13 protein-coding genes are annotated in these 19320 nt (G+C 34.6%); 11 read left to right on the top strand and 2 right to left on the bottom strand.

What is annotated here, in order from left to right:
• Positions 1–200 precede the first annotated feature (200 nt).
• From CHB81_RS00305 to CHB81_RS00355, 11 genes are all read left to right on the top strand, one after another.
• On the top strand, positions 201–2504 hold the full coding sequence (locus CHB81_RS00305) for a glycoside hydrolase family 65 protein (protein WP_089349901.1): 2304 nt from the start codon (positions 201–203) through the stop codon (positions 2502–2504).
• A gap of 28 nt (positions 2505–2532) precedes the next feature.
• Positions 2533–4647, top strand: coding sequence for a glycoside hydrolase family 97 protein (locus CHB81_RS00310; protein WP_089349902.1), 2115 nt, complete (start codon positions 2533–2535; stop codon positions 4645–4647).
• A 124-nt stretch (positions 4648–4771) separates the two neighbouring features.
• On the top strand, positions 4772–5596 hold the full coding sequence (locus CHB81_RS00315; RefSeq protein WP_089349903.1) for a hypothetical protein: 825 nt from the start codon (positions 4772–4774) through the stop codon (positions 5594–5596).
• Positions 5597–5705: 109 nt separating this feature from the next.
• Complete coding sequence (locus CHB81_RS00320; protein ID WP_254920904.1) at positions 5706–7568, top strand: glycoside hydrolase family 13 protein; 1863 nt, start codon at positions 5706–5708, stop codon at positions 7566–7568.
• Between the two features lie 205 nt (positions 7569–7773).
• Positions 7774–9441, top strand: coding sequence for an alpha-amylase family glycosyl hydrolase (locus tag CHB81_RS00325; RefSeq protein WP_089349904.1), 1668 nt, complete (start codon positions 7774–7776; stop codon positions 9439–9441).
• A gap of 202 nt (positions 9442–9643) precedes the next feature.
• Positions 9644–10318, top strand: coding sequence for a glycerophosphodiester phosphodiesterase family protein (locus CHB81_RS00330; protein ID WP_089349905.1), 675 nt, complete (start codon positions 9644–9646; stop codon positions 10316–10318).
• A gap of 202 nt (positions 10319–10520) precedes the next feature.
• On the top strand, positions 10521–11729 hold the full coding sequence (locus tag CHB81_RS00335; protein ID WP_089349906.1) for an NAD(P)/FAD-dependent oxidoreductase: 1209 nt from the start codon (positions 10521–10523) through the stop codon (positions 11727–11729).
• Between the two features lie 4 nt (positions 11730–11733).
• Positions 11734–12381 (top strand): HAD family hydrolase, encoded by a 648-nt coding sequence (locus CHB81_RS00340; protein WP_089350258.1) that lies wholly within the window; start codon positions 11734–11736, stop codon positions 12379–12381.
• A gap of 27 nt (positions 12382–12408) precedes the next feature.
• Positions 12409–12981: a Crp/Fnr family transcriptional regulator gene (locus tag CHB81_RS00345; RefSeq protein ID WP_089349907.1), complete on the top strand. Its 573-nt coding sequence runs from the start codon at positions 12409–12411 to the stop codon at positions 12979–12981.
• Positions 12982–13041: 60 nt separating this feature from the next.
• The gene (locus tag CHB81_RS00350) at positions 13042–13719 is read left to right on the top strand and encodes an MBL fold metallo-hydrolase (protein ID WP_089349908.1); all 678 of its coding nucleotides are present in this window, start codon (positions 13042–13044) and stop codon (positions 13717–13719) included.
• A 73-nt stretch (positions 13720–13792) separates the two neighbouring features.
• Positions 13793–14542, top strand: coding sequence for a hypothetical protein (locus CHB81_RS00355; RefSeq protein ID WP_089349909.1), 750 nt, complete (start codon positions 13793–13795; stop codon positions 14540–14542).
• A 107-nt stretch (positions 14543–14649) separates the two neighbouring features.
• Here the strand turns inward: CHB81_RS00355 and CHB81_RS00360 are convergent, their stop codons facing one another.
• The gene (locus CHB81_RS00360) at positions 14650–16209 is read right to left on the bottom strand and encodes a RagB/SusD family nutrient uptake outer membrane protein (protein WP_089349910.1); all 1560 of its coding nucleotides are present in this window, start codon (positions 16207–16209) and stop codon (positions 14650–14652) included.
• An 11-nt stretch (positions 16210–16220) separates the two neighbouring features.
• The gene (locus CHB81_RS00365; RefSeq protein ID WP_254920905.1) at positions 16221–19262 is read right to left on the bottom strand and encodes a SusC/RagA family TonB-linked outer membrane protein; all 3042 of its coding nucleotides are present in this window, start codon (positions 19260–19262) and stop codon (positions 16221–16223) included.
• Between the last annotated feature and the right edge of the window lie 58 nt (positions 19263–19320).

Here is a 19320-nt window from a genome sequence, read left to right on the forward strand (position 1 = left end):
GTGAATTTTCTAATTATCTAATTGACTAATTATCTCATTAGTTTGAAATATAAATCATCTAAATAAAAACGTAAAATAGTAAAACAACAAGCAATTAAGGATAGAATCAAACTAGAAGTAGCCAAAGAAAAGTAATTATCTCATTTTCTAATTGACATATTATCTAATTATCCTAATTGCCAAATTATCTAATTAAACAAATGAATCAAGATTATATAAAACCAGACAATTGGTCCATCATTGAAGAAGGATTTGATGCCGAACGAGTAAAATCGTCTGAAAGTCTTTTTAGTATCGGAAACGGTGCGATGGGACAACGTGCCAATTTTGAAGAAAAATACTCTGGCGAAACTTTTCAGGGAAGTTACATCGCTGGAATTTATTATCCGGATAAAACAAAAGTAGGCTGGTGGAAAAACGGATATCCAAAGTATTTTGCGAAAGTATTAAATGCTCCAAACTGGATTGGAATTGACGTAGAAATCAACGAAGAAAACTTAGACTTAAACACTTGTACCGAAGTTAAAAACTTCCGTAGAGAATTGAATATGAAAGAAGGCTGGTACAATCGTTCTTTTGAAGCTACGTTGAAAAACGGAACCGAAATTGCCGTAAATGTACGTCGTTTTCTTTCTTTGAATCTGGATGAAGCAGGAATTATCAAATATGAAATTACTCCTTTAAACAAAGACGCAAAGATTGTTTACAAACCTTATATTGACGCCGGAGTTACAAATGAAGATGCCAACTGGGAAGAAAAATTCTGGGAACCATTAGAAGTAAAAAAATCTAGTAGTGAAGCTTTTGTAACGGCGCAAACTTTTAAAACGCATTTCAAGGTTACGACTTTCATGCACAATACGATTTTTGCAAACGGAGAAAATGTAAATATTTCACCGTCTACAATCGATTCAACAACAGATAAAGTTCAGTTTACTTACGGAACTATTATCGCAAAAGGACAAACCTCAGCAATTCAGAAAATTGGTGGATATACCGTTTCTTTAAACCACGATAATACTTTGGCTGCAGCCGAAAAAACTATAAAAGCTGCCGTTAATTTAGGATATGATGCTTTACTTCAAAATCAAATTGAAGCTTGGCGTAAAATCTGGGAAATGTCAGATATTACAATTGATGGTGATGTAAAAGCGCAACAAGGAATCCGTTTCAATATCTTTCAATTAAACCAAACGTATTTAGGAAAAGATTCTCGTTTGAATATTGGACCAAAAGGTTTCACCGGAGAAAAATATGGTGGATCGACTTATTGGGATACTGAGGCGTATTGTATTCCGTTTTACATGGCGACAAAAGATCAGCAAGTTGCGAGAAATTTGTTGACATACCGTTTCAATCAATTGGATAAAGCAATTGAAAATGCCAAAGACAATTTAGGTTTCAAAAACGGCGCAGCTCTTTATCCAATGGTTACCATGAATGGAGAAGAATGCCATAACGAATGGGAAATCACACACGAAGAAATTCACAGAAATGGAGCGATTGCTTTTGCGATTTATAACTATTACCGTTTCACCGGAGATTACTCTTATATTCCTGAAAAAGGTCTGGAAGTTTTAATTGGTATTGCACGTTTCTGGCATCAAAGAGCTTCTTTTTCTAAAGAAAAAAATCAATACGTAATTCTTGGCGTTACAGGTCCAAACGAATACGAAAACAATATTAATAATAATTTTTACACCAATTATATTGCAAAATGGTGTATTGATTATGCATCGGAACAAATCACAAAAGTCGCTGTAGAATATCCTGCAGATCACAAACGTGTATTAGAAAAAGTAAATCTTTCGGCTGCCGAAATTCAGGAATGGAAAAAAGTGGCCGATGATATGTATTTTCCAACTTCTAAAGAATTAGGAATTTATTTGCAGCAAGACGGTTTCTTAGACAAAGATTTAGTTCCTGTAAAAGACCTAGATCGTTCGCAAAGACCAATCAACCAGAAATGGTCTTGGGATCGCGTTTTACGTTCGCCTTACATCAAACAAGCCGACGTTTTACAATGTTTTTATTTCTTTGAAGATCATTTTTCTAAAGAAGAATTAAAACGCAACTTCGAATTCTACGAGTCGTTTACCGTTCATGAAAGTTCACTTTCGCCTTGCGTACACTCGATTCAGGCTGCACATTTAGACAAAATGGATATGGCGTATACCTTCTATTTAAGAACTTCTCGTCTTGATCTTGATGATTATAATAAAGAAGTTGAAGAAGGTTGTCACATTACGTCAATGGCTGGAACATGGATGAGTATTGTAGAAGGTTTTGGCGGAATGCGCGTTAAAAATGACCAGCTTCATTTTTCTCCAAAAATCCCAAAAGAATGGAAAGGATATTCTTTTAAAATTAATTTCAGAAATCAAATTTTAAAAGTGTCTGTAAATCATAATGAAACTAATTTTACTGTAGATGGAGATCAAGATTTAACAATTGTCGTTAACGGAAACCCTGTAATTGCAAGTAAATTTGTACAAATAAATTAAATTACAATACCCTTAAAAACTAAAAAACATGAAAAACTTATTTTTCGCAAGTTTAATCTTGTTTGCTTTTAGCTCAATCGCAAAAGCGCAACAATTAAAATCACCCGAAGGCAAGTTCGTAATGGAATTTTCGCTTCAAAATGACGGAACTCCAACTTACAGTTTAAAATACAAAAATAAAGAAGTTGTTAAAACCAGTAAATTAGGTCTTGAACTTAAAGATGACAAAAAATCTTTATTGAATGATTTTACAGTTGTAGATACAAAAACATCCACTTTTGACGAAACCTGGAAACCGGTTTGGGGGGAAGTAGACAATATTAGAAACCATTATAATGAATTGGCGGTAACTTTAAATCAAAAAGGAACTGACAGACAAATCATAATTCGTTTCCGTTTATTTGATGACGGTTTAGGATTTAGATATGAATTTCCGGCTCAAAAGAACCTTACTTATTTCGTAATTAAAGAAGAAAGAACTCAGTTTGCAATGGCGGGCGACCACACTGCTTTCTGGATTCCGGGAGATTACGATACTCAGGAATACGATTATACAAAATCCAAATTATCTGAAATTAGAGGATTATCTGAGAAAGCATATACGGCAAATGTTTCGCAAAAAAACTTTTCACCAACAGGAGTTCAGACTTCTTTGATGTTGAAAACAAACGATGGAATTTACATCAACTTGCACGAAGCAGCTTTGATCAATTATTCTTGTATGCACTTGAATCTGGATGACAAAAACATGATTTTCGAATCTTGGTTAACACCAGATGCAAAAGGAGATAAAGGATACATGCAAGCACCAAGTCACTCGCCTTGGAGAACGATTATGGCAAGCGATAATGCTACAGAAATCTTGTCTTCAAAAATGACATTAAACCTTAATGATCCATCAAAAATTGACGATACTTCTTGGATTAAACCAGTAAAATACGTTGGTGTTTGGTGGGAAATGATTACAGGAAAAAGTTCTTGGTCGTACACAAACGATTTCCCAACAGTACAATTGGGAGTTTCTGATTTCTCTAAAGCAAAACCAAACGGAACTCACGGAGCAAACAACGCAAACGTAAAAAAATACATTGATTTCGCAGCTACAAATGGTTTTGACGCTGTTTTAGTCGAAGGTTGGAACGAAGGTTGGGAAGACTGGTTTGGACATTCAAAAGATTATGTTTTTGATTTCGTAACGCCTTACCCTGATTTTGACGTAAAAGGTTTGCACGAATATGCTAAATCAAAAGGAATCAAAATTATTATGCACCACGAAACTTCAGGATCTGTTCGTAACTACGAACGTCACATGGATAAAGCTTACCAATTCATGAAAGACAACGGATACGATGCTGTAAAAAGCGGATATGTTGGAGATATTTTGCCTCGCGGTGAAAATCATTACGATCAATGGATTGTAAATCATTATCAATATGCTATCGAAAAAGCAGCAGATTACAAAATTATGGTGAATGCTCACGAAGCTGTTCGTCCAACTGGAATTTGCAGAACGTACCCGAACTTAATTGGAAACGAAGCCGCAAGAGGTACAGAATACCAAGCTTTTGGAGGTTCAAAACCAAATCACGTTACCGTTTTACCATTTACACGTTTAATTGGTGGACCAATGGATTATACTCCTGGAATCTTCGAAATGGATATCAGCAAAATGAATCCTGATAACAAATCTCATGTAAACAGCACAATTGCAAACCAATTGGCATTATACGTTACCATGTACAGCCCATTGCAAATGGCGGCTGACACTCCCGATAACTACAACCGTTTTCCAGATGCATTTCAATTCATCAAAGATGTTGCTGTAGATTGGTCAGAAAGTAAATATATCGAGGCTGAGCCTGGAGATTATATTACTGTTGCCCGTAAAGCAAAAGGAACAAACAACTGGTTCGTAGGAAACGTAAACGGAGAAACTCCACGCACATCAAACATCGATTTCAGTTTCCTTGAAAAAGGTAAAAAATATACGGCTACAATTTATGCTGATGCAAAAGATGCGCACTACAAAACAAACCCGCAAGCTTATACAATCAAGAAAATTGCTGTAACAAACAAATCAAAATTATCGCAGTTATCTGCTCCGGGCGGAGGTTATGCAATAAGCATTATCGAACCTAAATAATTTTTTAAAGACAAGTGATTTTCACCAAGATTACTTGTCTTTTTTTTAAGATTGCTATATTTGGATTGCAAGGTTTCCAAAACGATAACGGAAATTTAAATTGCATTAATCAAATCAATATAAAATGAAAAACGTTATAAGTTTATTTTTAAGCCTTTTACTTCTTTCCTGCAATCAGAAAAACGAAAAAATCCTTAAACCAAGTACCGAAAATAAAAAGTCAGACTCTTTAGTTAAAATTGATATCGATAAAACGCTTTTTTGTGTTTATAATTTATCAAAAACAACAACCGCGATTGTGGTGAATCTAAATGAAAATGAAACTCCTAACGGAACTGAATTTGATAAAATTTTTAATCAGGTGAGTGCCAAAGATTCTTTAGATAATGTTTTATACCAAGACACTACTAAAGTGCAAAACTTTGAATATTATGATACATTAGGAAGTTTCAAACTTATTAAAAGTAAAACATTAGAACGTGAGATTAAAAAGATTGTCGATAAGAGTTATTACGTTTATGGTACAAAGGGATTTTCGAAAGTAACGATCAACAACGTAGTTTGCGGAATTGATGAATGCCGAACCAATATTATTGCTTTTCCAATTGAAAATTTTGACACCGCTAAAAACGGGAAACCTGTTATTTGCTCAAAGCAACTATTAAAAATAAACTATCAAGACAACTATTCTGATATTGAGAAAAAGGTAAGGGCATTTGAAGAAAAGGAAAGCAAAAACTATGATTATAAAGACGACATTAAAACAATAATATTTGCAAATGTTGGAGATGCTTATTTTGCGTATAACGATGATTTTATGTGGGGCAAATATCCTGATAAAAGCAAATGTAAATTTCCCGGAAGAACAATCTATATCGTAAAAAAAGATAAACCTATAAAAAAATTCTGGGTGAATGGTTTAGATCTATTTGGAATTCCCTGTGACTAAAACCGTCTTAACAGTTTTTTTGAGGTTAATCTCAGAAAAATTAAAGAACACTTATAAATATTAGCGAAATCAACCTTTCGAATATTTATAATAAAACCTTAAAACTATTATGAACAACCTAAAAATAAACCACTATATCTATAAATTAATTTTAATGGTCCTGCTTTTTTCTGCTTCCGCGAAAGCGCAAATCCAAAAAGTAGAACCGCCTTTTTGGTACGCCGGAATGAAAAATCCGGAGCTACAAATTATGTTCTACGGAAAAAATATTGCACAATATGAAGCTTCGGTTTCTAATAATATTGTGATTAAAAATGTAGAAAAAACAGAAAATCCAAACTACCTTTTTGTTACAATTGATACACAAAACATAAAAGCTTCTGAATTGGTTTTCTCTTTCAAAACCAAAAACAAAGTCGCTTTTACTCAAAAATATGCTCTTAAAGAAAGAAGACCAAATTCGGCAGACAGAAAAAGTTACGATGCATCGGATATGATTTACTTAATTATGCCGGATCGTTTTGCTAACGGAAATTCGAAAAATGACAGTGATGCCGTTTTAACTGAAAAAGGAAACCGTCAAGATCCAAGTGGACGTCACGGCGGAGATATTGAAGGAATCATCAAAAACTTAGACTATATTTCCTCTCTTGGCGCAACAACAATTTGGAGCACGCCTTTATGCGAAGACAACGACAAACAACATTCGTATCATACTTACGGACAATCTGATGTTTATAAAATAGATCCACGTTACGGAACCAATGATGATTATGCTCGCCTTTCTGCAGAAATGCACAAAAAAAACATGAAACTGGTTATGGATTATGTAACCAATCACTGGGGAATTACGCATTGGATGATGAAAGATATTCCGACGAAAACATGGTTTAATCAGTTTGAAACTTTCACACAAACACATCACAGACGTGAAGTTATTACAGATATTCATGCTTCAAAATTAGATCAGGAAGTTTGTATCGATGGCTGGTTTGTTCCGTCAATGCCAGATTTGAATCTGAAAAATCCTTTGGTTGCAAAATACTTAACTCAAAACGCCATCTGGTGGATAGAATTTGCCAATCTTGACGGATTTAGAGTGGATACTTATAATTATTCTGATCCAACGGCGATGTCTAATTGGGCAAAATCAATCACAACTGAATATCCGAATTTTAATATTGTGGGAGAAATCTGGATGCACAATCAGGCGAATTTAGCCTATTGGCAAAAAGACAGTAAAATTGGTGCGATCGAAAACTACAATTCGAATTTACCAAGCGTTATGGATTTTACATTGCAAGATCAAATTGGTGCTGCTTTTTATGAAAGTGAAGCAACTTGGGATAACGGAATGATTAAATTCTACAACAATTTTGCATTGGATTATTTATATCCAAACCCAAACAGCATTTTGGTTTTTGCCGAAAATCACGATACAGATCGTATTAATCATACTTATAAATACGATTTTACGAAATACAAATTGGCAATGACTTTATTGGCAACCGTTCGTGGAATTCCGCAATTGTATTACGGCTCAGAAATTGGAATGGGCGGTGATAAAGGTAAAGGTGATGCAGATATTCGTCAGGATTTCCCGGGCGGATGGGCAGGCGATAAAAACAATGCTTTAACCGCAGTAGGAAGAACCGCTGAACAAGCAAAATATTTCGATTTTACTTCGAAATTATTCAACTGGAGAAAATCAAATGAAGCTGTTCATTTCGGAAAAATGACGCATTATATTCCGGAAAATAACACTTATGTTTATTTCAGATATACGGATGCTAAAACCGTAATGGTGGTTTTTAATAACAATGCAAAAGAACAGACTATCAAAACCAATCGTTTCAAAGAAAACATCAAAACCTTTAAATCAGGAAAAGATATTTTGACCGGAAAAACATTCAATTTGGCTACTGAAATTACTTTAGAACCTAAATCAGCTGTGGTTTTAGAATTGGAATAAAACAGATTACGTTTTAATTTTTTCTGCCACGAATTCACGAATTATTTTTTGACAATCTTTGGAATAAAAATTTGTGAATTCGTGGCGTTTTTTTAGCCACAGATTAAAGGATTATTTTTTGACAATCTTTGAAAATAAAAATTCGTGAATTCGTGGCTTTTTTTTGTCTTAGTCAAATTATAAATGCTTGTTAAATTTAGAATAAATGAAAAAACTCACTTTCCTTTTTTTACCTTTAGTATTCTTAATCACGAGTTGTTCTGGCTCAAAATCAGTATCAATGAATAACGACAATACTTCAAAAACACCTTTCGTTTGGGAAGGAGCAAATGTTTACTTTTTACTTACCGATCGTTTTTATAACGGAGATACTTCTAACGATTTAAACTTCAACCGAACCAAAACTCCGGGAAAATTACGTGGTTTTGAAGGCGGAGATATCATCGGAATTACCAAGAAAATCGAATCCGGATATTTTGATAAATTAGGAATAAACGTCATTTGGCTTACGCCGATTGTAGAGCAAATTCACGATGGAGTTGATGAAGGAACCGGACTGAGTTATGGTTTTCATGGTTATTGGGCAAGAGACTGGACAGCTTTAGATCCAAACTTCGGAACAAAAGAAGACTTAGCTAATCTTGTCAAAAAAGCCCACGAAAAAGGCATCCGAATTATGCTTGACGGCGTTATTAATCATACTGGTCCCGTAACTCCCGAAGATCCTGTTTGGCCATCAGACTGGGTTCGAACCGGCGTTGTTTGCGATTACAAATCATTCGAAAACACAACAATGTGTACTTTGGTAGACAACCTTCCGGATGTTAGAACTGAAAGTGTTCAGGAAGTAGAATTACCGCCTTTTTTAATCGAAAAATGGAAAAAAGAAGGTCGTTATGAAAAAGAAATAGCTTCATTGGATGAATTTTTCAAAAGAACAAATTATCCAAGAACTCCAAAATATTACATCATAAAATGGCTCACCGATTATATTACAGAATTTGGGGTTGATGGTTACCGCGGAGATACCGTAAAACATACCGAAGAAAGTGTTTGGGCCGATTTTAAAAAAGAATGTGATTATGCTTTTGAAAACTGGAAAAAACATCATCCGTTACAAGTTTTAGATCAAAATCCATTTTATACCATTGCCGAAGTTTATGGTTACGGAATTAGCGGCGGACAAGATTATGATTTTGGAGATAGAAAAGTAAACTACTTTCAGAATGGTTTTAACAGCATGATTAATTTTGAATTCAAATGGAATGCTGCTCAAAACAATTACGAAGGTTTATTTTCGAAATATTCAAACGCTTTAAATAATGAATTAAAAGGATATTCGGTCCTTAATTATATATCATCACATGACGATGGTCAGCCTTTTGACGCTAACAGAGTAAAAGGTATCGAAGCCGGAACTAAACTATTGCTTTCGCCTGGAATCTCGCAAGTATATTATGGCGATGAATCAAATCGATCTTTAGTTGTCGAAGGAACTCAGGGCGATGCAACGCTACGTTCGAACATGAATTGGGACGACATTCAGAACAATCAAGAAACTCAAAAAACACTTTTGCATTGGCAAAAACTAGGTCAGTTTAGACGAAATCATCCTGCAATTGGTGCCGGAATTCATTCACAAATAAGCGGTGAACCTTATGTTTTTTCGAGAACATTTACCAAAGATACTTTCACTGATCAGGTTATTATTGGTCTGGATTTACCACAAGGCAAAAAAGAAATCCAAGTGAATTCTATTTTCCAAAACGGAACAAAACTAAGAGATACTTATTCTAATCAGGAAGTTGAAGTCATTGATGGAAAAATTTCAATTGACAGTGATTTCAATTTTGTTCTGTTGGAAAAAATTTAAAAATTTAACCGCTAAGTCCGCAAAGTTTTTTATCTCGTAATATCTTTAGTAAACACAAAGTTCGCAAAGCTAAATCAACACAAAGCTTTGCGAACTTTGTGTTTTTATAAAATCTCGCATATCAAAAAACTTTGCGCACTTTGCGGTAAAACTACGCAGAGCAAATCTATTTTTTGCGACCTTTGCGGTAAAACTCTCAACAATGCTAAAAATAGGACATCGCGGTGCTGGATATGAGCCCGAGAATACTTTAAAAGCTTTCCAAAAAGCCTTAGATCTAAATGCTGACGGGATTGAACTTGACGTTCATTTAAGTTCTGACGGGCATATCATTGTCATTCACGACGAAACCATCGACAGAACGACGAACGGAAAAGGTCTTGTAAATAACTTATCTTTGTCCGAATTAAAGTCTTTTTTGATTGCAGATCAGCTTGAGATTCCAACTTTAATTGAGGTTTTTGATTTGATAGACAAAAAATGTCTAATCAATGTGGAGTTGAAAGGTGTTGGAACTGCTAGTAAAGTTGTGGCTTTGATTGAAGAATATATTTCGGATAAAAACTGGAAATATGAGGATTTCATTATTTCGAGTTTCGAATGGAATATGCTTGAGGAAGTTCACAATCTAAATTCAAATATTGCAATTGGAGTTTTAACCGAAGAAGATGTAAACAAAGCTTTGGCTTTCGGCGAAAGCATAAAAGCAAAAGCCATTAATCCGGATTTTCAATTATTGAATCTGGAAAATACTAAAGAAATACAGGAAAAAGGATTTCAGGTTCTGCCTTGGACAGTAGATTCTCCTGAGGACATTCAAAGAATAAAAAGTTATAACGTAGACGGAATCATAAGTGATTTTCCGGATAGACTATAATAAAAGAGTAGCCACAGATTTCACAGATTAAAAGGATTTTTCTTCCGCCACTAATTTCACTAATTTACACGAATTAATTTATGTTTAAATTTGTGAATTCCGAGCAAAAAAATCTGTGTAAATCGTTTTATCCCGATAGCTATCGGGAGTAGCAAATAAAAAAATTAGCGCCAATTCGTGAAATTCGTGGCAAAAAAATAAGATGATTAAAAATTTCGACATAATTATTGTTGGCGGAGGCGCTGCAGGTTTTTTTACGGCTATTAATATTGCAGAGAAAAATCCGAAACTGAAAATTGCCATTTTAGAAAGAGGGAAAGAAGTTCTTTCTAAAGTTCGTGTTTCCGGTGGTGGAAGATGCAACGTAACTCACGCTTGTTTTGAACCAAACGAATTGGTTAAATTTTATCCGCGTGGCGAAAAAGAACTTCGTGGACCTTTTCACCAGTTTTGTTCGGGAGATACAATTGAATGGTTCGAAAAACATGGTGTCGAATTAAAAATTGAAGACGATGGCAGAATGTTTCCCGTTTCGAATTCTTCTCAAACTATAATAGATTGTTTCTTAGAAGCAACGGGAAAATTAGGCATTAAAGTTTTAACCGGACAAAGTGTACAATCGATTTTTAAAGCTGAGAATCATTGGAAAATTGATACGCAGGATGAAAACTATGCCACAGAAAAATTGGTTCTTGCCACAGGAAGTAATCCTAAAATCTGGGAAATGCTTCAAACGCAAGGACACGCAATTGTAAGTCCTGTTCCTTCCCTATTTACTTTTAATATTAAAGACCCAAGAATAAAAGAATTACCTGGTGTTGCGGCTCAAGTTACTGTAAATGTAAAAGATACCAAACTAGAATCTACCGGACCTTTGTTAATCACGCATTGGGGAATGAGCGGACCAGCGATTTTAAAACTTTCGGCTTGGGGCGCACGTACTTTATTTGATAAAAATTATCAGTTTACGATTTTCGTTAATTGGCTAAATGATGTAGATACGGAAGATGCCGAAAAAATCCTGAAAGACTTAAAACAGGAACACGCTAAAAAAGCGGTTTCAAAGAAATCTCCATTCGATTTCCCAAATCGTTTGTGGGAAAGCCTGGTTTTAGCCTCAGAAATTGAAGCAGAAACGAAATGGGCAGATTTATCTAAAATACAATTGCAAAACTTAGCTTCTCAATTGACAAAAGCAAAATTTCAGGTTAACGGAAAAAGTACTTTTAAAGAAGAATTTGTTACCGCCGGCGGAATTGATTTAAAAGAAATCAACTTCAAAACCATGGAAAGCAAATTGCATCAAAACCTCTATTTTGCTGGAGAGATTGTAAACATTGATGCCATTACAGGAGGATTTAATTTTCAGAATGCCTGGACAAGCGGGTTTATTTTGGCAAATAATATTTAATAGAATGAAATTTAAAGGAATTATTTTTGATTTAGACGGAACGTTAGTAAATTCATTAGAGGATATTTCAGATGCAATGAATACCGTACTTACAGATTTAAATTATCCCACTCATACTTACGATACATATCAATATTTTATTGGAAGTGGTTTGCGAAATCTGGTCAGCAAAGCTTTACCCGCATATAATAATACTGACGAACAAATTGAAACTTGTTTTGAAAACATGATTACCGAATATCGTGAGATTTGTACTTTTAAAACAAAGCCTTATAACGGAATTGTCGAATTACTAGATCATTTGACAACGCAAGATTTCAAATTGGCTGTATTTTCGAATAAGGCCGATGAACTTACCAAAAAAATAGCAGCCGAAATATTTCCTGATTATTTTGATGCTGCAATTGGATTAAGTACTGAATCACTTAAAAAACCAAATCCGTTTGAGGCAATACAAATAAGCAAAAACTGGAATTTGAAACCGGAAGAAATCATTTTTATAGGAGATTCTGATATTGATATGCTGACCGCTAATAATGCTAATATGTTTCCTGTTGGGGTTTCATGGGGTTACAGAACAGAAAAGGAATTAATTGAAAGCGGTGCGAAAGTAGTACTAAATTCTCCTTTAGATTTAATGCAAATAGTATAAAAACTGTCGTTTTAATTTAAGTAAATCATGAATGCATTATTAAAAAAACACATACTTTCGATCGCTTCATTTTCTGAAGATGAAATCTATAGAATTGATTCTTGTTTTGGATATGAAAAATTTGATGCTAAAACAGATCTTTCTTCTTTTGGGAAAATAAGCAACAGACTCTTTTTTATTATTGAAGGATTGGCCCGTGTTTATTATTTAAAAGATGGAAAAGAAATCACCACTTACCTGAGTTGTGACAACGGTTTTATTGCTTCTTATTCGAGTTTTATCAATCAAACCTCATCTTTTGAAAACATTGAATGCATAGAGGATTGCGAAGTGCTTTCTATCACTCATGAAAAAATGCAATATTTATATTCAGAAATTCCGAACTGGGAACGTGTTGGAAGAATTTTAGCAGAGCAGAATTACCTTTGTATGGCAGATCGGGTTTTAAAACTTCAAATGATTCCGGCAAAAGAAAAGTATTTAACCTTTTTAGAATCGGCTCCAGCCAAAATAATCCAGCGAACGCCTTTAATTTATATCGCTTCGTTTTTAGGAATTACGCCAGAATCGCTGAGCAGAATCAGACAAAGTATTTCTTAACATTTATCAAGTCAATTGAACAGCTGAATTCAAATCTTTGCAAATATAAAATTTGAAAAGATGAAGAATATAGCCAAAGATGTTTACCAGATTCCCTTGTTTCCTCGCAACTCCATTAATTGTTATGTAATTGAAGATGTTCTTATTGATGCTGGAATTAGAAGTTCTTCCAATATTATTTTGAATGCGCTAAAAAACAAAACAATAACCAAACACGTATTGACTCACGCTCATGCGGATCATCAGGGAAGTAGTAAAATTATTTGTGAAACGTTGAATATTCCGCTTTGGTGCAGTGAACTCGAAAAACAAGCAGCAGAAAACGGAAATGTAATTTTTGAATACCCAAATCCCAATCATTTTATTTCAAAATTTCAAAAGAAATTCTGGGCAGGAAAAGGACATCCGGTTTCTCATACTTTAAAAGAAGGAGATCGTATTGCAGGATTTACTGTTATTGAAACTCCGGGTCATTCGAGCGGTCATTTATCTTTTTTCAGAGAATTTGATGGTGTTCTTATTGTTGGAGACGTTATGACCAACATGAATTTATTAACTACAGTTGTTGGTTTGCATGAACCGCCAAACCTCTTTACGACCAATCCGAAAAGAAACAGAGAGTCTATAAAAAAACTAGCTTTATTAAAACCTAAATTGCTTTGTTTTGGACATGGTCCTGTTTTAATAAATAATGGAGAATTAGAAAAATTCGTAGAAAAAATCCAACCCTATAATTAACAAGATTTTACATGTTTACTAAGTTTTAGTTAAGAGAATTCAAATAATTTTACTATCAACTAAATACTATTAGATGAAAGCAAAATTACTTACTACAATTTCTTTTTTCACGTACCAGCTTTCAATTTCTCAAACGGAAAAACTACTTCACGGAAAAGTCCTGTCTAACAACTATCCTCTTAAAAAAGTAGAGGTTATCAATAAAACAGCGAAAACCAGCACAACAACAGATTATTTAGGAGACTTTTCAATTTTGGTAAAAGCGAAAGACAGTTTACTGTTTTTTTCTAAGGATTACTTTTTTACCAGATTAAAAATAACTCCTGAAGACATTTCTAAAAATAATCTTATAATAAATATGGTTATCAAGCCCGAAGAACTGGACGAAGTAGTAGTCACTTCTATAAAACTTAATCCTTTTAAGATTTCTCAACAAGATTTGGACGACATAAAGCTCACAAAAGATGCCTTATCTCTTCAAAAATATACTGGCGTTTACAACGGAACAATTACAAATGGTGCGGACTTCGGCCGAATGGGAACAGGGCTTATAAATTTATTCAAAAAAGATAAAGACAAAGAACTAAAAAAGAAAACGGAACAAACTGTTTTCAAAAAACTTGTAGCGGCATCAATTCCTTCCACTTTTTTTACCAAGGATTTAAAATTACCTCCCGAAGAAGTTGAACTGTTTCTGGATTTCTGCGATGCAGATCCAAAATCTAAAAACCTTTTAGAAAACAATAATGTATTAACTACAATGGATTTTTTGTACGCTAAAAATGAGATGTTCAAAAAAATAAAAATGGAGCCTAAAAATTAATCCGCAGAATATAATTCTCATTTGTTTAAACACAAATTCGATATACAAAAACCTTTGCCCTTAGGAATTTGCATATCGAATTTACTAAACATGAAAATATAATACGTTTAGTATCCCGGATTCTGCTTTAAGTTCAAATTAAATAAAGCATCTGACGGAAGGCAATACAATAAATATTTCTCTGGTGAAACATTCTTTTTCAATTCTCTCGCACTCAAAAAAGTTCCAAAACGGATCATATCGTTTCTTCTCCAACCTTCCAGCCATAATTCTCTGCCTCTTTCGGCATATAAATTTTCTAAAGTTGCAGTTGGCGCAGGAACACCTGTTCTCACAGCAATTTTATCCATAATATTCTGAGCCGAACCATTTCCTGATGCTGCTCCACCTCTAAGAATTGCTTCGGCTTCCATTAATAAGGCATCAGCGTAACGCATTAAGATAAAGTCATTTTCAGGATTATCCAGATTATTAACATCGGGTTGGTATTTTTGAGTTCTAATTCCGGCTGTTTCAATCGTTGGTCCGGAAAGAATTAATGTTACTTCTTTGGTAAAGAATAAAGGATTTCCGTTTCTGTCTTTTAACGGAATTGTTCCTCCCGGTGTGATTGCACCTGTAACCTCATCTGTAGTTTCAGGTGCATACATTTGCCCGTATTGAAATCCGATTGGGTTGCCGAAATGTGCAATAATTTCAGGTGTAGAATGCTGACGACGTTCATCAAGCGCATTAAAACGATCATAATATTCTCCCACCGTACAAAATCCGTTATAACCATCTGGCGTTTGGTTGTAATGCATACCGTATCTCCAATAATCTCCAAGAGCTCCACCATCTCCCAATACATTTTTTGAAGAGAATAAAATCTCTGGTGAATTGTTATTGTCCGGTGCAAAATTATCCCAATAAGAACTGGCTAAACTACTTTTTATGGCTTCAACATGAGCGATAACTTTATTCATATTTGTGGCTTCAAAAGTATATGGTCCTGCAGGATTTGCAGCTTTGAAAACGCCAAGGTTCAAATAAATTTTAGCCAATAAAAAATGCCCTGCATCTGCATTTACTATACTTGCATCTCCTGCAACACGTGCCGGTAAATTTGGTAAAACAGCTTCTAATTCGCTAATTACAAAATCAGTCGCCTGAGCTCTCGTCCATACTTTAGGATCACTTGTCAACGGGCTTCCTTTTTCTCTATATGGCGTTTGTCCGTATAAATCCAGCACATTATAATAATAAAAGGCTCTTAAAAAACGCGCCTGAACAATCTCTGAAGCATCTTTAGAATTTTCGACAATTGTATTACAATCGTATACACTTGCCAACAAACTATTCCATGCATTTCGAATTTCTACGTTATCCGGAGTCCAAGTAAGTGTATGAAATTGTCTCCAGGTACCATTATCGTCCCAATCTCCTCCACGCGTTGGACCAACTAATGCATCTGTCGACATTTCGTTTAAAGTATGCATTTGTTCCTGAACCTGAAAATTTCTTAAACCCTGATAGGCAGTTCGCAATAAAGCCGCTGTATTTACAGGTTCATTTTCTCCTCCTGTTGGAATTCCGTCTAAAACTTCTTCATTCAAATTCGTACAGCTAACACTTAAAATTAGTGTACTTACGAAAAAGATACTTTTTATAATATTGATAGTTTTCATAGTTTTTAAAATTAAAATGTTACGTTAAGTCCAAAAGCAATTCCTTTTGATCTTGGGTAAGCCAGATAATCCATTCCTGCAGACGGAACTCCGTTAACTTGTTTATTAATATCTACTTCAGGATCAAATCCGGTATAATTTGTAAACAATAACAGGTTTGAACCGTTTGCATAAACTCGTACATTTTTGCATTTCATTCTTTCGATTAAAGCTCCTGTAAAAGTGTATCCGAAGGTTAATTCACCCATTCTTAAAAAATCTCCTTTTTGCAGAAATTTAGTCGAAGGCGAGTTTGGATCTCCTTGCGCCTGCTCAGAATAAGCTGCTTTTTCAGTAACATTTCTTCCTCCTAAAAAAGCTCCCTTAAAGAAATAAGCATTTTGTGTATTATCATAAATATAATTTCCTGCAACTCCATAGAAAGAAACTACGGCATCAAATCCTTTGTATTTGAAGGTTGATGAAAAACCATAGTTTATTTTTGGTAATGGCTGTTTATTCAGCAATTGTTTTGAAGCGTCTCCAAGTCCGACTGGTTGTCCTGCAGCATTTGTATAAATAGAATTTCCACTGGCATCATATCCTTTAAAATCATACAAATAATACGAATAAAGCGGTTTGTTATTCGTGATTACCTGCGTATACGCGCCGTCTAATCCTTGTCCGTTTAAACCTCCTGTTCCAACAGTTCCGCTAAAGTTTTTCATTTCGTTTTTAAGGAAAGAAGCGTTCGCACCAATTTCCCAAGAGATGTTTTCAGTCTCAATTATTTTATAATCCAAACTAACCTCAACTCCCTGATTGATTAAGTTTCCAGGTAAGTTTTTGTTACGCGGCGTATTTGGTCCCGGCTGCGTTGACGCTTGCGGAACAGGGAAAATTAAATCTTTGGTATTTCTATAAAAATAATCTACCGTACCGGTTAATCTGTATTTTAATAAAGTAAAATCCGTTCCAATTCCCCATGATTCTGTAGTTTCCCATTTCAGATTATCATTGGCATTTGTATCGATATTTAAATTTCCGTTATTACCATAACTCGCTCTTCCGATAGCGGAGTTTGGAGCAAATTCCTGATTTCCGGTAATACCCCAGTTTCCTCTAATTTTTAAATTATTAAGGATTCCGTCTTTATCCTGAAATAAATTGTCAGCAAAACCTATTGACGGAAATGTTCCGTATTTGTTGTTCGCTCCCAATTTTGTAGATCCATCTGTACGAACAGTTGCCGTAATTACATATTGTTTGAAAAAAGTAGCGTCGGCTCTGGCATAAAAAGATTGCAATTCAGAAGCGTTTTTAAAAGAACTGGTTCTAAATTCATTTTGAAGTCCGCCTTCGATATTGTCTATTAAATTGGTTTGTGCCAAGTCATATCCTTTTCCCGAAGTTACAAAACCACTTGCCAGATAATAGTAATAAGAATATCCAACTAAGGCATTTAGGTTAAAGTTATCACTAAACTTATTGGTGTAATTTAAATTATTTTCGAAAGTTTTATTGAAGTTATTAAGTCCTTGAATAGACGCTGTACCGTATTTTGTAACGACAGGATCTGATCCCGGAACTGTACCAAAAAATGCTTCTCCCTGAATTTGCATCGTTGGCAAAATTTGACTTTTTCTCGTAGATCCTGAAGTTTCTACACCAAATAAGAAATTATATTTGAAATGATTTCCTAATCTAAGTACCGCATTTATACTTCCTAATAATTTGTTTGTATTGGTATAATCTTTATAAGAATCCAGCAATTGTACCGGATTTAAATACGTATCACTTACCACATTATAATGTCCATCGGCGTTGTAAATTGGTCGTGTCGGATTCCAATATAATGCAGATCCAATAACGTTCCCAATATAACTCGCATTATTAGTAATTAAAGTCGTTTGGTCGTTTATACTTGCATAAAGCAATTTTGTATCTACTTTTAATATTTTATCAAAGAAATTGTTTGAGTTAAAAAACGAAATCGTGTATTTATCTAATCCTGTATTTTTTACAATTCCCTTATTATTACTGGTAGAAAAAGATACTCTGGTGCTCGAATTTTCGCTTGACGAATTAAAAGATAAATTATTGTTTACTGCTACTCCCCTCTGCAATACAGCATCTTCCCAATTATAATTTCTTCCTCCATAATCTTGGTTATTAATTGCCGGAGTTCCTGCAACAGGATCCGCAGGAATAGATGGTACACCGGCTGCTTTACTTGCTGCAACAAACTGATCAGGATTCATTACATTAAAATTTCCTGCTTTTGTACTAAACTGTGTTGAGGTGCTAAAGTTGAATTCAGGAACGTTCGATTTTCCTTTTTTGGTTGTAATTACGATTACTCCATTTGCTCCACGCGCACCATAAATTGCTGTTGAAGAAGCATCTTTTAGAACAGAAATAGATTCGATATCGGCTTCATTGATAAAGTTTAAAGGATTTTTTGCTGAAGAAGTCCCCAATAAATCAGCTCCTTCCGCAGATACATCTCCTCCGCTTAACGGAACTCCGTCTACCACAATTAAAGGCCCATTTCCGGAACGAACAGAAGAAGAACCACGAACCCGAATCGTAACTGCAGAACCTGGTTCTCCGCTTGTTTGGGTAACTTGTACTCCGGCAACTTTACCTCTTAGCAATAAAGCCGGCGAAGTATTTGAAACTCCGTCAAAATCTTTTGACGAAAGTACATCAACGGCTCCCGTCAAATCCTTCTTTTTTGAAGTTCCGTAACCCACAACGACAACTTCATTTAGTTCGCTGCGGTCCTGAGCCATTACTACATTTATCTTAGTGCGTCCGTCGACATTTACTTCCTGATTTTTAAGTCCAATATAGCTAAAAATCAATACCGCACTTTTGCCGACGTTTTTAATCGTAAATCTTCCGTCAAAATCAGTTTGAGCCTCATTTTTGCTTCCTTTTACTAATATTGAAACGCCTGGCAACGGGCCATTAGAATCTGAAACCAGCCCGGACACATCTTGCGAATACATCCAACTAGTACATAGCATGGTTATAATAACCATTAAGCCTTTTTGTAGACTATTTTTCATCGTAATATTTTTTTGGTTAATAATTTTGGTTTTTGTTTAGTTATTTTTTTAATGTGGT

It is taken from the genome of Flavobacterium sp. ov086 (genome assembly GCF_900187965.1).
GTDB lineage: Bacteria > Bacteroidota > Bacteroidia > Flavobacteriales > Flavobacteriaceae > Flavobacterium.

What these genes read in the sequence shown, in the direction of transcription:
- CHB81_RS00305 (WP_089349901.1), top strand. Translation starts at nt 201, where the DNA reads ATGAATCAAGATTATATAAAACCAGACAATTGGTCCATCATTGAAGAA.
- CHB81_RS00340 (WP_089350258.1), top strand. Translation starts at nt 11,734, where the DNA reads ATGAAATTTAAAGGAATTATTTTTGATTTAGACGGAACGTTAGTAAAT.
- CHB81_RS00345 (WP_089349907.1), top strand. Translation starts at nt 12,409, where the DNA reads ATGAATGCATTATTAAAAAAACACATACTTTCGATCGCTTCATTTTCT.
- CHB81_RS00335 (WP_089349906.1), top strand. Translation starts at nt 10,521, where the DNA reads ATGATTAAAAATTTCGACATAATTATTGTTGGCGGAGGCGCTGCAGGT.
- CHB81_RS00350 (WP_089349908.1), top strand. Translation starts at nt 13,042, where the DNA reads ATGAAGAATATAGCCAAAGATGTTTACCAGATTCCCTTGTTTCCTCGC.
- CHB81_RS00360 (WP_089349910.1), bottom strand. Translation starts at nt 16,209, where the DNA reads ATGAAAACTATCAATATTATAAAAAGTATCTTTTTCGTAAGTACACTA.
- CHB81_RS00310 (WP_089349902.1), top strand. Translation starts at nt 2,533, where the DNA reads ATGAAAAACTTATTTTTCGCAAGTTTAATCTTGTTTGCTTTTAGCTCA.
- CHB81_RS00355 (WP_089349909.1), top strand. Translation starts at nt 13,793, where the DNA reads ATGAAAGCAAAATTACTTACTACAATTTCTTTTTTCACGTACCAGCTT.
- CHB81_RS00325 (WP_089349904.1), top strand. Translation starts at nt 7,774, where the DNA reads ATGAAAAAACTCACTTTCCTTTTTTTACCTTTAGTATTCTTAATCACG.
- CHB81_RS00365 (WP_254920905.1), bottom strand. Translation starts at nt 19,262, where the DNA reads ATGAAAAATAGTCTACAAAAAGGCTTAATGGTTATTATAACCATGCTA.
- CHB81_RS00320 (WP_254920904.1), top strand. Translation starts at nt 5,706, where the DNA reads ATGAACAACCTAAAAATAAACCACTATATCTATAAATTAATTTTAATG.
- CHB81_RS00330 (WP_089349905.1), top strand. Translation starts at nt 9,644, where the DNA reads ATGCTAAAAATAGGACATCGCGGTGCTGGATATGAGCCCGAGAATACT.
- CHB81_RS00315 (WP_089349903.1), top strand. Translation starts at nt 4,772, where the DNA reads ATGAAAAACGTTATAAGTTTATTTTTAAGCCTTTTACTTCTTTCCTGC.